This is a genomic window from uncultured Bacteroides sp. (assembly GCF_905207245.1).
GTDB lineage: Bacteria > Bacteroidota > Bacteroidia > Bacteroidales > Bacteroidaceae > Bacteroides.
In genome coordinates this window covers 1-14,113 of the sequence record NZ_CAJLKP010000036.1, presented here as the reverse complement: position 1 = coordinate 14,113, position 14,113 = coordinate 1, and the positions used below count along the sequence as shown (strand labels likewise).

Here is a 14,113-nt window from a genome sequence, read left to right as displayed (position 1 = left end):
CAAACAGAATATACATTATATATAATAAGGTATGGTATTAAGTGAATTACTGAAAACAATACAACCGATACAGATTATCGGAAGTACAAAGACGGAGATAACGGGAGTGAATATAGACTCCCGCCTGGTGCAAGCCGGACATCTGTTCATGGCTATGCGCGGCACCCAGACAGACGGACATGCCTACATCGCCGCCGCCATTGAAAAAGGTGCCGTGGCTGTGCTTTGTGAAGATGTGCCCGAAGAGATCAGGGAACAAGGGAACAAGGAGACAAGAGGACAAGGCACAGCCTCCTCAACTTGTCAACTCGTTAACTCGTCAACTGTCACTTACATCATAGTGAAGGACAGCGAAGATGCCGTAGGCAAAGTAGCCACTACTTTTTATGATGACCCGACTTCCAAGATAGAGCTGGTAGGCGTGACCGGAACGAACGGAAAAACCACTATTGCCACCTTATTATATGATACATTCCGATACTTCGGCTACAAGGTGGGATTGATTTCTACCGTTTGCAACTATATAGACGATAAGGCCGTACCGACTGAACATACAACCCCCGACCCCATCACCCTGAACCGACTATTAGGGCAGATGGCAGATTCCGGATGCAAGTATGTTTTCATGGAGGTGAGTTCACACTCCATTGCCCAGAAACGCATCAGCGGCCTGCGCTTTGCAGGTGGCATCTTCACCAACCTGACGCGCGACCATCTGGATTATCATAAAACAGTGGAAAATTATCTGAAAGCCAAGAAGAAATTCTTCGATGATATGCCCAAGAATGCATTCAGCCTTACGAATCTGGATGACAAGAATGGCCTCGTCATGACGCAGAACACGCGCTCTAAAGTATATACTTACTCCTTGCGCAGCCTCTGCGACTTCAAAGGCAAAATCCTGGAGTCTCACTTTGAAGGTATGTTGCTCGACTTCAACAACCACGAACTGGCAGTGCGTTTCATTGGCCGTTTCAATGCCTCAAACTTGCTGGCGGTGTTCGGTGCAGCCGTGTTGCTTGGCAAAAAGGAGGAAGATGTACTGATTGCCCTCAGCACCCTTCATCCGGTAACCGGACGTTTTGAGGCCATCCGCTCACCCAAAGGATATACTGCCATTGTGGACTATGCGCATACTCCGGATGCACTTATAAATGTATTGAATGCCATTCACGGCGTACTTGAAGGCAAAGGAAAAGTCATCACTGTGGTAGGTGCAGGCGGTAATCGCGACAAGGGTAAACGCCCCATCATGGCAAAGGAAGCTGCCAAAGCAAGCGACCGCGTCATCATCACCTCGGACAATCCGCGCTTTGAAGAGCCGCAAGACATCATCAACGACATGCTTGCCGGTCTGGACAAAGATGATATGCAAAAGACCATCAGCATTGCCGACCGCCGCGAAGCCATCAAAACGGCTTGCATGCTGGCACAATCAGGTGATGTAATTCTCGTAGCCGGAAAAGGCCATGAGAACTATCAGGAGATAAAAGGAGTGAAACATCACTTTGACGATAAAGAGGAATTAAATAGAGTGTTTAACGGTTAGTAATAAGTGATTAGCGGCTGCGTTGTCATACCGCAAAGCACTAATCACTAATCACTAAAAAACTGGTCACTAGCAACATGTTATATTACTTATTTCAATGGTTAGATAAATATGATATTCCCGGCGCAGGTATGTTCGGGTATACATCATTCCGGGCACTGATGGCAATTCTTCTGGCATTGCTCATTTCAAGTATCTGGGGTGACCGTTTCATCAACTTACTGAAACGGAAACAGATTACGGAAACACAGCGTGACGCCAGCATTGACCCGTTCGGAGTGGATAAGGTAGGTGTGCCGAGCATGGGGGGCGTCATTATCATTGTGGCAATTCTCATTCCATGTCTGTTACTGGGTAAACTGAGCAATATCTACATGATATTGATGCTGATTACCACGGTATGGCTGGGTTCGCTGGGATTTGCCGACGACTATATCAAGATTTTCAAGAAAGACAAGGAAGGTCTGCATGGAAAGTTCAAGATTATCGGGCAGGTAGGTTTGGGACTGATTGTAGGCCTGACGCTTTACCTCAGTCCACAAGCTGTTATCCGTGAAAACATTGAAGTGCAGAAGCCCGGACAAGAAATGGAGGTAATCCATGCCGGACAGGACATCAAGTCTACACAAACCACTATTCCGTTCTTCAAAAGCAATAACCTGGATTATGCCGACATTGTAGGTTTCATGGGTAAGCATGCACAGACGGCAGGCTGGGTATTATTTGTAATCATCACCATTTTCGTAGTAACTGCCGTCAGCAACGGAGCCAACCTGAATGACGGAATGGACGGGATGGCAGCCGGGAACTCGGCAATCATCGGATTGGCATTAGGCATCCTGGCCTATGTATCGAGCCATATCGAGTATGCCGGTTACCTGAATATCATGTATATTCCAGGGTCGGAAGAACTGGTAATCTTTATCTGTGCCTTCATCGGTGCCATGATTGGTTTCCTGTGGTACAATGCGTTTCCGGCACAGGTGTTTATGGGTGATACGGGCAGTTTGACGATTGGCGGTATCATTGCTGTGTTCGCCATCATCATACACAAGGAATTGCTGATACCCATTCTTTGCGGCGTATTTCTGGTGGAGAATTTATCGGTTATCCTGCAACGCTTCTATTATAAAGCCGGAAAACGGAAGGGAGTGAAACAAAGATTGTTCAAGCGAACACCTATTCATGACCATTTCCGCACTTCCATGAGTCTGATAGAACCGGGGTGCACGGTGAAGTTTGCCAAACCGACGAAGCTGTTCCACGAATCAAAAATCACTGTTCGTTTCTGGATTGTGACAATTGTACTGGCAGCGATAACGATTATAACATTAAAAATCAGATAATAGAGCTACCAGTGACGAGCTACAAGCTACAAGTGCTCGCTACTGGCTGCTAATAAGAAACAAACTTGTAGCAACTACCAACTTCAGCCTCCCACTGGTAGCTTGTAGCTGGTAGCCCGTAACTTAAAAGACCATGAGTAGAATTGTAGTATTAGGAGCCGGAGAGAGCGGTGCAGGTGCTGCCGTACTCGCCAAAGTACAGGGGTTCGACACGTTCGTTTCCGACATGTCCGCCATTAAAGACAAATACAAGGCATTGCTGGGCAAATACAATATTGCCTGGGAAGAAGGACAACACACGGAAGAGTTGATTTTGAATGCCGATGAAGTCGTGAAAAGCCCCGGTATCCCCAACGACGCTCCGATGATACTGAAACTGAAAGAGCAAGGAACGCCTGTCATCTCTGAGATAGAGTTTGCGGGACGCTATACCCATGCTAAAATGATATGTATTACCGGCTCGAATGGTAAGACCACCACCACCTCACTCATTTACCATATCTTCAAGAGTGCAGGACTGAATGTGGGTCTGGCCGGCAATATCGGTAACAGCCTCGCCTTGCAGGTAGCAACGGAACAGCATGATTATTATGTAATTGAGCTTAGTTCTTTCCAACTGGATAACATGTACAACTTCCGCGCCAACATCGCCGTGCTGATGAACATCACGCCCGACCATCTGGACCGCTACGACCATTGCATGCAGAAGTATGTGGATGCTAAGTTCCGCATCACGCAGAACCAGACACCGGAAGATGCTTTCATCTTCTGGAACGATGACCCCATCATCAAACGTGAATTGGACAAACACGGGCTGCGCGCCCACCTTTATCCATTCTCTGCCGTGAAAGAAGACGGAGCCATCGCTTATGTAGAAGACGGAGAAGTGGAAATCAACGAACCTATCGCCTTCAACATGGAGCAAGAGAAACTGGCCTTGCAAGGTACTCATAACTTATATAACTCTCTCGCCGCCGGCATCTCCGCCAACCTTGCCGGAATAGAGAAAGAATATATACGCCGGGCATTGTCCGACTTCAAAGGAGTGGAACATCGCCTGGAGAAAGTGGCAACCGTGCGCGGCGTAGAGTTCATCAATGACTCTAAAGCTACAAACGTGAATTCCTGCTGGTATGCCTTACAGAGTATGAAGACCAAAACCGTACTTATTCTGGGCGGAAAGGATAAAGGCAACGACTATACGGAAATTGAAGATTTGGTACGCGAAAAGTGCTCCGCCCTGGTTTATCTGGGTTTGCACAATGAAAAGTTGCACGATTTCTTCGACCGCATGGGATTGCCTGTCGCCGATGTGCAAACCGGCATGAAAGATGCAGTAGATGCCGCCTTCCGTCTGGCAAAGAAAGGCGAGACTGTATTGTTGAGCCCTTGCTGCGCAAGCTTCGACCTCTTCAAGAGTTACGAAGACCGCGGCGACCAGTTTAAGGAGTGTGTGAGAGCTCTTTAATTTTTTAATTATTAATTTTTAATTTGCAAAGCATTGGACTTATTAAGAAGCATATTCAAAGGCGACAAGGTAATCTGGATAATCTTCCTCTTCCTTTGTCTCATTTCCATTACGGAAGTGTTCAGTGCTGCGTCTACACTGACGTACAAGAGCGGTGACCACTGGGGACCGATTACACAGCACAGTATCATTCTGATGGTGGGTGTCGTGGTAGTAGTGTTTATGCATAACATCCCTTATAAGTGGTTTCAGGTGTTCCCTGTGTTTCTACTGCCCCTGTCGGTGGTATTGCTGGGGCTCGTCATGCTAATGGAACGCGTCAACGGAGCAGCACGCTGGATGACCTTTATGGGTATCCAGTTTCAGCCTTCGGAGATTGCGAAGATGGCTGTCATCATCGTCACTGCATTCATCCTTTCGAAAGGTCAGGACGAGGACGGGGCCAGCCCGAAAGCATTCAAGCGCATCATGATTATAACGGGAGTGATTTGCCTGCTCATTGCACCGGAAAACCTTTCTACGGCAGCATTGCTCTTCGGCGTTGTCTTTCTGATGATGTTCATCGGACGGGTGGCCATGAAGAAACTGTTGATACTCGCGAGTGGATTGGCAGGAGTAGCCATTATAGGCGTCACTTTTTTGGTACTGACAAAGAACAGTGATTTACCTTTCCTCCACCGCTTTGATACCTGGCGCGCCCGTATTGAGAAGTTTACGGACGACAAAGAAGTGCCCGCCGCTAAATTCGATATAGACAAGGATGCACAGATAGCCCATGCCCGCATTGCCGTAGCTACGAGCCACGTCGTGGGAAAAGGACCGGGGAACTCGGTGCAACGCGACTTCCTTAGTCAGGCGTTCTCCGACTTTATCTTTGCTATCATTATAGAAGAACTGGGGCTGATAGGAGGAGCCTTTGTGGTATTCCTCTACGTTTGCCTGCTGATACGCGTGGGGCGTATAGCGAAGAAGTGCGACCGAACATTCCCGGCCTTCCTCATTATAGGGATTGCGCTGTTGCTCGTGTCGCAGGCCGTCTTCAATATGATGGTGGCAGTGGGCTTGGCACCGGTCACCGGACAACCGCTTCCACTCATCAGTAAAGGAGGTACTTCTACGCTTATCAATTGTGCATATGTCGGTATGATACTGAGTGTGAGCCGCTATACAGCCAGACTGGAAGAGTTGCAGGAGCATGATGCACAGATACCCATGCAAGTAGAAGCTCCTGTTGAAGAAGGGCACAGTGATGCCCAGACAGCAGCCGACCCAACAGCAAAGGTATTGAATAGTGATGCAGAATTTGAATAATAACAAGGATATGGAAACAAAAAATAACGGGCCGCGCGTCATTATCAGCGGTGGAGGTACAGGGGGGCACATTTTCCCCGCAGTATCCATTGCCAACGCCATCAAAGAACTTCAACCTGATGCAGAAATCCTCTTTGTAGGTGCAGAAGGGCGGATGGAAATGCAGCGTGTGCCCGACGCAGGATACAAAATCATCGGTTTGCCCGTAGCCGGATTCGACCGCAAACGCTTATGGAAGAACTTCGCAGTAATCGTGAAGTTGCTACGAAGCCAGTGGAAGGCACGCCGGATAGTGAAGGAATTTCAGCCGCAAGTAGCTGTAGGAGTAGGCGGATATGCCAGTGGTCCGACTTTGAAAGTGGCAGGCATGATGGGAGTGCCAACTTTGATACAGGAACAAAATTCTTATGCAGGTGTAACGAATAAACTGCTTGCACAAAAGGCATGCAAGATTTGTGTGGCATATGATGGCATGGAGAAATTCTTCCCCGCAGACAAGATTATCATGACGGGAAATCCGGTACGCCAGAATTTACTGGCAAACAAACTGGGGCGCGAAGAAGCTGTAGCTTCATTCGGTTTCAACCCGGAGAAGAAAACGGTATTGATATTGGGTGGAAGCCTTGGCGCCCGCACCATCAACCAAACGCTGATTGCTGCACTGGATACAATAAAAGCACATAGCGATATTCAGTTTATCTGGCAAACAGGAAAAATATATATCCAGCAAATCAAAGATGCCATCACCACGGCAACGGGTGAGGCTGTACGCAATCCGCGTATCCCCGCTATCCCGAACCTGTATGTGACGGATTTCATCAAGGATATGGCAAGTGCGTATGCGGCTGCCGACCTGGTTATTTCACGTGCGGGAGCCGGTTCTATCTCCGAGTTCTGCCTGCTGCAAAAGCCGGTTATCCTGGTGCCTTCGCCCAATGTGGCAGAAGATCACCAGACTAAAAATGCACTGGCATTGGTAAACAAAGAAGCAGCTATCTATGTGAAAGATGTGGATGCAATGGAACAACTGGTACCTGTGGCACTTGAAACTGTTGCTGATGACAAAAAGCTGAAAGTGCTGAGCGAAAACATTGCTACACTGGCTTTACCTGACTCAGCAACTATTATTGCAAAAGAAGTATTGAAACTGATAGATAACGATAAGTGATAACACTAAAATACATGAATATAGAAAACATCAAATCCGTATATTTCGTTGGTGCCGGCGGCATCGGCATGAGCGCCCTGATACGTTATTTCCTATCCAAAGGAAAGCTCGTTGCGGGTTATGACCGTACCCCGAGCGAACTAACCGAACACCTCATAACCGAAGGCGCAAAGATACACTACGAAGAAAACGTGAATCTTATTCCCGAAGCTTGCAAAGATAAGGAAACGACTTTAGTAATATATACCCCGGCCGTTCCGCAGGAACATGCCGAGTTAGCATACTTCCGCAATAACGGTTTTGAAATACAGAAGCGTGCCCAGGTCTTGGGAACCATCACTCACAGCAGTAAAGGTTTATGTGTTGCCGGAACACACGGTAAGACCACCACCAGCACAATGGCCGCCCATCTGCTTCATCAATCACATGTCGGTTGCACCGCATTTCTCGGAGGTATCTCCAAAAATTACGGAACGAACCTGTTGTTGTCACCATCCAGCCCTTACACAGTTATTGAGGCAGATGAATTTGACCGTTCGTTCCATTGGTTATCACCTTACATGAGCGTGATTACCGCCACCGATCCCGACCATCTGGATATCTACGGCACAGAAGAGGCTTATTTGGAAAGTTTCCGTCACTACACTACACTTATTCAACCGGGCGGTGCGTTGATTATACATAAAGATATTGCCCTGAAGCCTGATGTGCAACCCGGCGTAAAGGTCTATACCTATGCCCGCACCGAAGGTGATTTCCATGCCGAGAATATCCGTATCGGAAACGGTGAGATATTCATCGACTTCGTGGCACCCGATACACGTATCAACGATATTCAACTGGGCGTCCCCGTCAGCATCAATATAGAGAACGGCGTGGCAGCTATGGCACTCGCCCACCTTAGCGGTGCTACCGACGAAGAAATCAAACTCGGCATGGCAAGTTTCCGGGGGGTAGACCGTCGCTTCGACTTCAAAATAAAGAATGACAAGGTCGTATTCCTGAGTGACTATGCCCACCATCCTGCCGAAATTGCACAAAGCGTGAAGTCTATCCGTGATTTGTATCAGGACAAAAAGATTACAGCTATCTTCCAGCCGCATCTCTATACCCGCACCCGCGACTTCTACAAGGAATTTGCCGACAGCCTGTCATTGCTCGACGAAGTTATCCTCGTAGATATTTATCCGGCGCGTGAGCAACCCATTCCCGGTGTCACCAGCCAATTGATATATGACAACCTGCGTCCGGGTATCGAGAAATGTATGTGTAAAAAGGAAGAGATACCACACTTGCTCTCGCAAAAGCAGATTGAAGTGCTGATTACATTAGGTGCCGGAGATATAGACAACTATGTCCCCGAAATCACGAAACAACTTAAATTAAGAATGAGGAATTAAGAATGAAGAATTTGGCTGCGCATCATTCTTACACAGCGCAGCTAAATTTCTCATTCTTCATTCTTAATTCTTCATTAATATAAACATTATGATTAAGCGAATTCTATTGTCCATCGTCCTGCTGCTCATCATTGCCTATCTGGTGGTGGCTATCACGGCTTTCAACCGGAAGCCTGCCGGTCAGGTGTGTCATGACATGGAATTGGTTATCAAAGATACAGTTTATGCCGGCTTCATCACTAAGAAGGAGGTAGCAGATATACTGGAGAAAAAAGGTATCTATCCTGTTGGCAAGCCAATGGACCGTATTCGAAGCAAAACGTTGGAAAAGGAACTTACCAAACATCCGCTCATCGACGAAGTGGAATGCTACAAGACTCCCAGCGGAAAACTTTGCGTGGAAGTTAGCCAGCGAGTCCCCATCCTGCGGGTAATGAGCGCCAACGGCGAAAACTACTATCTGGACAACAAAGGAATGGTGATGCCACCCGACGCAAAGTGCGTGGCCCACCTCGCCATCGTGACCGGAAGAGTAGAAAAGTCGTTTGCCATGAGGGATTTATATAAGTTTGGTGTATTTTTGCAGAATAATAAGTTCTGGGACGCACAGGTTGAACAGATACATGTGCTGTCCGACAGAAACGTCGAATTAGTGCCGCGTGTAGGCGACCATATCATCTACCTCGGCAAACTGGATGGCTTCGAGCGTAAGCTCGACCGGGTGAAAGCTTTCTATGAAAGAGGATTAAATAAGGTAGGATGGAACAAATATTCACGTATTAACGTTGAATTTAGTAACCAGATTATCTGTACAAAACGGAAAGAATAAGTTAACAAGGAGACAAGTTAACAAGGGAACAAGGCTTTTGCAGTCTCTTCCTTGTCAACTCGTCAACTTATAAACTTGTCAACTTATAAACTTATAAACAAAGAAATATATGGCAACAACAGAATTTATCGCCGCTATTGAGTTGAGTTCTTCCAAGATTTCCGGTATTGCAGGAAAGAAGAACAGTGACGGAAGCATACAAGTGCTGGCTTATGCGCGTGAAGATGCCGCTTCTTTTATCCACAAAGGCGTCATCTACAACATTGATAAGACCGCACAGGCATTGACTTCCATCATCAACAAGCTAGAAAGTCAGTTGAACAACTCCATTGCCAAAGTATATGTAGGCATCGGCGGACAGTCATTGCGCACGGTAAAGAATGCGGTAAGCCGTGTGCTCGAAGAAGAAGGGATTATCTCGCAAGAGTTGGTAGACGCAATCAGCGACGAAAACCTCGAAGTTCCTTTAATAGACATGAGCGTGCTGGATGTCGCCCCGCAGGAATATAAGATAGACAATAACCTCCAAGCTGACCCGGTAGGGGTGGCAGGCAAACGCATTACGGGAAACTTCCTGAATATCGTGGCGCGTGCTTCCCTCAAAAAAAACCTGGAACACAGCTTTGAACAGGCCAAAGTGGAAATAGCCGATTTGCTTATCGCCCCGATAGCCTTGGCAAATGCCGTGCTGACAGAAAGCGAGATGCGTTCGGGTTGCGCATTGGTCGACTTCGGCGCAGATACCACCACCATATCGGTATACAAAAACAATATACTCCGCTTCCTCAGTGTACTGCCATTGGGTGGAAACAACATCACCCGTGACATCACTTCCCTGCAAATGGAAGAATCGGAAGCAGAGCAGTTGAAGCTGAAACATGGCGATATGCTTTATGAGGAAGAAGAGGCTGAAACTCCTGCCGTTTGTTTGCTGGAAGATGGTCGTAGCATTGAGCTCAGCGTATTGAACGACATCATCGATGCCCGTGCCGAGGAAATCCTTGCCAACGTATGGAACCAATTGCAGCTTTCAGGATACGAAGACAAGCTACTATCCGGTGTCATCTTCACCGGTGGCGGCGCCAACCTGAAGAATCTGGAAGAGGCATTCCGCAAACGCAGTAAAGCCGAAAAGGTGAAGACGACGAAGTTCATCCACAACACCATCTATGGCTTCGGCGATGTATTGAAGAAAGACGGAATACAAAATACGTTGCTCGGACTACTTGCCGCAGGAAATGAGAACTGCTGCCTACAAGAGGTGAAACCTGCTCCCACCACCCCTCCCACTCCTCCCAAGCCCGCCGATATGTTCGGTAACGACGAAGCCCTGAAAGAACAGGAAGCTGCCGCCCGTGCCGCCAAAGCCCAGCGCGAAAAGGAAGAAAAGGAACGCCGCGAACGGGAACGCAAAGAGAAAGAACGCAAAGAAAAAGAAGAGAAGAAGAGAAAGAAGAAAGAAGGGCCAGGCTGGTTTGAAAAGACCTTCAACAAACTTTCCAATGAAATCTTCTCGGATGATGATTTGAAATAAACTTAATAAAATAAGGAACTATGGACGATATAGTACAATTCGATTTCCCGACAGACTCACCGAAAATCATCAAAGTGATTGGTGTAGGTGGTGGTGGTGGTAACGCCGTGAACCACATGTACCGGGAAGGCATACACGACGTGACGTTCGTTCTGTGCAACACGGACAACCAAGCGTTGAAAGAGTCTCCCGTCCCCGTGAAACTACAACTGGGGCGTTCTATCACCGAGGGACTGGGTGCCGGAAACCGTCCCGAACGTGCCCGCGAAGCTGCCGAAGAAAGCAACGAAGAAATCAAAGCGTTGCTGAATGACGGTACGAAAATGGTATTCATCACCGCCGGAATGGGCGGCGGAACAGGTACGGGAGCCGCTCCCGTCATTGCCCGCATCGCCAAGGAAATGGACATCCTCACGGTTGGTATCGTCACCATACCGTTCATCTTCGAAGGTGAAAAGAAGATTATCCAGGCACTGGACGGCGTGGAACGTATCGCCCAGCACGTAGATGCCTTACTGGTTATCAACAACGAACGCCTGCGCGAAATATATTCCGACCTGACATTCATGAATGCTTTCGGCAAAGCCGATGACACCCTGTCCATCGCTGCCAAGAGTATTGCTGAAATCATCACCATGCGCGGAACGGTAAATCTGGACTTTGCTGATGTGAAAACCATCCTCAAAGATGGTGGTGTAGCCATCATGAGTACCGGCTTCGGCGAAGGTGAAAGCCGTGTGACGAAAGCCATAGACGACGCCCTGCACTCTCCGTTGCTGAACAACAACGACATCTTCAACGCCAAGAAGGTGATGCTAAACGTTTCGTTCTGCGAAAGCTCGGAACTGATGATGGAAGAAATGAACGAAATCCACGAGTTCATGAGCAAGTTCCGCGAAGGTGTGGAAGTAATCTGGGGTGTGGCTATGGACAATACGCTGGAGGGTAAAGTAAAAATTACCGTACTTGCCACCGGCTTCGGAGTGGAAGACGTTCCGGGCATGGACAGTGTACTCGAGAAACGCAGTCAGGAAGAAGAAGAACGCCAGCTCCAACTCGAAGAAGAGAAAGAAAAGAACAAGGAACGTATCCGCAAAGCATACGGCGAAAGCGCCAGCGGCATCGGAAGCAAGAACATCCGCAAGCGCCGCCATATCTACATCTTCAATCCCGAGGACCTGGACAATGCCGACATCATCAGCATGGTGGAAAGCTCACCGACGTATTTGCGTGACAAGAGCACCCTGAGCACCATCAAAACCAAAGCTGCCGCTGAAGGACAGATGGCCACGGAAGAAGCACAAGGAGGCGAAGACTTAGGAGGCGTAATCACTTTTTAAATTAAAAATTGAGAATTGAAAATTGAGAAATGATAGTCTTGTTTCTTACTTTTCAATTCTTAATTTACTCAATATTATCAATTTTCAATTCTCAATTTAAGAAATATGGATTTATTTGAAAGAGTCAGCGAAGACATAAAAACCGCAATGAAAGCCAAAGACAGAGTGGCTCTCAACACATTGAGAAACATCAAGAAAGTATTTCTGGAAGCAAAGACTGCCCCGGGAGCCAATGACACCCTGACTGACGACGCCGCGTTGAAAATCATGCAGAAGTTGATGAAGCAAGGCAAAGATGCTGCCGAAATCTATATACAGCAAGGTCGTCAAGACTTGGCTGATGAAGAACTGGAGCAAGTGAAAGTTATTGAGGTTTATCTGCCGAAGCAGATGTCAGCCGAAGAACTGGAAGCCGCTTTGAAAGAAATCATTGCTGAAACCGGTGCTACCGGTGGTAAGGATATGGGCAAGGTAATGGGCGTTGCTTCCAAGAAACTTGCCGGACTTGCCGAAGGCCGTGCCATCTCCGCAAAAGTAAAAGAATTACTGGGATAACTTCCTGTTTTTATTCTTATTACAAGCCGTGTTTCCACCGGAATAATGAAATTCCCGTGAAAACACGGCTTCTTTTCACATTTTCTTGAGTATCATAATTTCTTTTTCAAATACTATCGTTATATTTGCCACGCATTTTAAGGGAATATCCCCCATAATAATAAAACTAGAACTCTGGCACAATAGTATGAAAAGCAATATAAAGATGTGGAAACTGATGGCTCTCGCAGGAGTAATGCTTTTCTTGTCTGACGTTGCTAACGCAAAAAGCCGGATACAAGACAATGTCCCGGGCTATAATCCGGACACAGCTTCCTTCGCAAAACGTTTCATTCACAGACTTGGCGTAGAATACCGTCCCGGATACATCTTCCAGACCAGTTCGTTCCTGGCAGGAGACAATGCACAATGGAAACCTTTTGAATGGGGATATTCCGCCCACCTGAAATATTCATTCCAGTTCAAGCCTAATACCTGCGCCGACCGCATTTACGGTAGTGCCTATCAAGGCATAGGCGTAGGATACTACGACTTCGGCAGCAAAGAAGAACTGGGAAATCCGCTTGCCATCTATCTCTACCAGGGTGCACGCATTGCCCGTATCACCTCGAGGTTATCACTCAATTATGAATGGAACTTCGGCCTGTCCCTCGGTTGGAAGCCTTATGATGAATACGGAAATATGCACAATAGTGTCATCGGTTCGAAAGCCAATGCCTACATCAATGCCGGTTTGCAACTGAACTGGATGGTTTCGCGGGAAATCGACCTGATTGCCGGATTTACAGGTACTCACTTCTCCAACGGCAACACGAAATTTCCGAATGCAGGCCTGAATACCATAGGACTAAAAGTAGGAGTTGTCTGCAACTTCAACAGGCCGGAAGAAGCGCTCACCAAACCCACCTATTGGGCTCCCGTACCCAAATTTCCGCGCCACGTCAGCTATGACCTGACCCTGTTCGGCTCGTGGAGGCGAAAAGGCGTATGGGTGGGAAACGGACAAATAGCTTCACCGGATGCCTATACAGTGCTTGGTTTCAATTTTGCCCCTATGTACAACATCGGATATAAGTTCCGCACCGGAGTGTCACTGGACGGTGTTTATGATGCAAGTTCCAACGTTTATACCATTCCCGGATACGGCAATGAATGCTACAAACCAGCTTTCCACAAACAGTTAGCCTTGGGAATCTCCGGACGAGCCGAGTACGTGATGCCATACTTTACGGTAGGTGTAGGTATCGGTGCCAACATTCTGCATGGTGGTGGCGACCTCAAAGGTATCTATCAAGTACTGTCTCTCAAAGTAGAGCTGACCCACAGTTCCTATCTGCACGTAGGCTATAATCTGAAGAATTTCAGTGACCCTAACTATCTGATGCTGGGTATCGGCTTCCGTTTCAACAACAAGTACCCTACTTTCCATCGCTGATAACAGGCTCTTCAGAGAGTGCAAAGCCCCAACAACATCCTATTACATATCATTAGTAAACAGCATCTTACAGTTTCCCACTGGTAGGAAACGACAGTTCCCAGCCTTAGAAACGCAAGTTTCTGTAGTGTACTGAATAAGTTGACACTTCTAAAATTAGAAATTCATATGGAAGCAT

Annotated in this window: 11 protein-coding genes; all 11 read left to right on the top strand. The window is 47.4% G+C overall.

What is annotated here, in order from left to right:
• The first annotated feature begins 31 nt into the window (after positions 1-31).
• Positions 32-1,549, top strand: coding sequence for a UDP-N-acetylmuramoyl-L-alanyl-D-glutamate--2,6-diaminopimelate ligase (locus tag QZ135_RS12240; protein WP_294609380.1), 1,518 nt, complete (start codon positions 32-34; stop codon positions 1,547-1,549).
• A 77-nt stretch (positions 1,550-1,626) separates the two neighbouring features.
• Positions 1,627-2,895 carry a phospho-N-acetylmuramoyl-pentapeptide-transferase gene (locus QZ135_RS12235; protein ID WP_294609377.1) on the top strand — a complete coding sequence of 423 codons (1,269 nt, stop codon included), beginning with the start codon at positions 1,627-1,629 and terminating at the stop codon, positions 2,893-2,895.
• Between the two features lie 133 nt (positions 2,896-3,028).
• Complete coding sequence (gene murD / locus QZ135_RS12230) at positions 3,029-4,363, top strand: UDP-N-acetylmuramoyl-L-alanine--D-glutamate ligase (RefSeq protein ID WP_294609374.1); 1,335 nt, start codon at positions 3,029-3,031, stop codon at positions 4,361-4,363.
• A 33-nt stretch (positions 4,364-4,396) separates the two neighbouring features.
• Positions 4,397-5,674, top strand: a complete 1,278-nt coding sequence (locus QZ135_RS12225; protein WP_294609371.1) for an FtsW/RodA/SpoVE family cell cycle protein — start codon at positions 4,397-4,399, stop codon at positions 5,672-5,674.
• A 10-nt stretch (positions 5,675-5,684) separates the two neighbouring features.
• The gene (gene murG, locus QZ135_RS12220; RefSeq protein WP_294609368.1) at positions 5,685-6,842 is read left to right on the top strand and encodes an undecaprenyldiphospho-muramoylpentapeptide beta-N-acetylglucosaminyltransferase; all 1,158 of its coding nucleotides are present in this window, start codon (positions 5,685-5,687) and stop codon (positions 6,840-6,842) included.
• Between the two features lie 14 nt (positions 6,843-6,856).
• Positions 6,857-8,242, top strand: a complete 1,386-nt coding sequence (gene murC, locus QZ135_RS12215) for a UDP-N-acetylmuramate--L-alanine ligase (RefSeq protein ID WP_294609365.1) — start codon at positions 6,857-6,859, stop codon at positions 8,240-8,242.
• A gap of 88 nt (positions 8,243-8,330) precedes the next feature.
• Positions 8,331-9,071 (top strand): cell division protein FtsQ, encoded by a 741-nt coding sequence (locus QZ135_RS12210; RefSeq protein ID WP_294609362.1) that lies wholly within the window; start codon positions 8,331-8,333, stop codon positions 9,069-9,071.
• A gap of 109 nt (positions 9,072-9,180) precedes the next feature.
• Positions 9,181-10,605: a cell division protein FtsA gene (gene ftsA, locus QZ135_RS12205; protein WP_294609359.1), complete on the top strand. Its 1,425-nt coding sequence runs from the start codon at positions 9,181-9,183 to the stop codon at positions 10,603-10,605.
• Between the two features lie 20 nt (positions 10,606-10,625).
• Positions 10,626-11,945: a cell division protein FtsZ gene (gene ftsZ, locus QZ135_RS12200; RefSeq protein WP_294609356.1), complete on the top strand. Its 1,320-nt coding sequence runs from the start codon at positions 10,626-10,628 to the stop codon at positions 11,943-11,945.
• Positions 11,946-12,050: 105 nt separating this feature from the next.
• Positions 12,051-12,500: a GatB/YqeY domain-containing protein gene (locus QZ135_RS12195; protein ID WP_294609353.1), complete on the top strand. Its 450-nt coding sequence runs from the start codon at positions 12,051-12,053 to the stop codon at positions 12,498-12,500.
• Positions 12,501-12,687: 187 nt separating this feature from the next.
• Complete coding sequence (locus QZ135_RS12190) at positions 12,688-13,935, top strand: acyloxyacyl hydrolase (protein ID WP_294609350.1); 1,248 nt, start codon at positions 12,688-12,690, stop codon at positions 13,933-13,935.
• The last annotated feature ends 178 nt before the right edge of the window (positions 13,936-14,113 follow it).

Bases quoted from the DNA above. Each gene is read 5' to 3' on its own strand.
- ftsA (WP_294609359.1), top strand. From the start codon at position 9,181: ATGGCAACAACAGAATTTATCGCCGCTATTGAGTTGAGTTCTTCCAAG.
- murG (WP_294609368.1), top strand. From the start codon at position 5,685: ATGGAAACAAAAAATAACGGGCCGCGCGTCATTATCAGCGGTGGAGGT.
- QZ135_RS12210 (WP_294609362.1), top strand. From the start codon at position 8,331: ATGATTAAGCGAATTCTATTGTCCATCGTCCTGCTGCTCATCATTGCC.
- murC (WP_294609365.1), top strand. From the start codon at position 6,857: ATGAATATAGAAAACATCAAATCCGTATATTTCGTTGGTGCCGGCGGC.
- QZ135_RS12195 (WP_294609353.1), top strand. From the start codon at position 12,051: ATGGATTTATTTGAAAGAGTCAGCGAAGACATAAAAACCGCAATGAAA.
- QZ135_RS12190 (WP_294609350.1), top strand. From the start codon at position 12,688: ATGAAAAGCAATATAAAGATGTGGAAACTGATGGCTCTCGCAGGAGTA.
- QZ135_RS12235 (WP_294609377.1), top strand. From the start codon at position 1,627: ATGTTATATTACTTATTTCAATGGTTAGATAAATATGATATTCCCGGC.
- ftsZ (WP_294609356.1), top strand. From the start codon at position 10,626: ATGGACGATATAGTACAATTCGATTTCCCGACAGACTCACCGAAAATC.
- murD (WP_294609374.1), top strand. From the start codon at position 3,029: ATGAGTAGAATTGTAGTATTAGGAGCCGGAGAGAGCGGTGCAGGTGCT.
- QZ135_RS12240 (WP_294609380.1), top strand. From the start codon at position 32: ATGGTATTAAGTGAATTACTGAAAACAATACAACCGATACAGATTATC.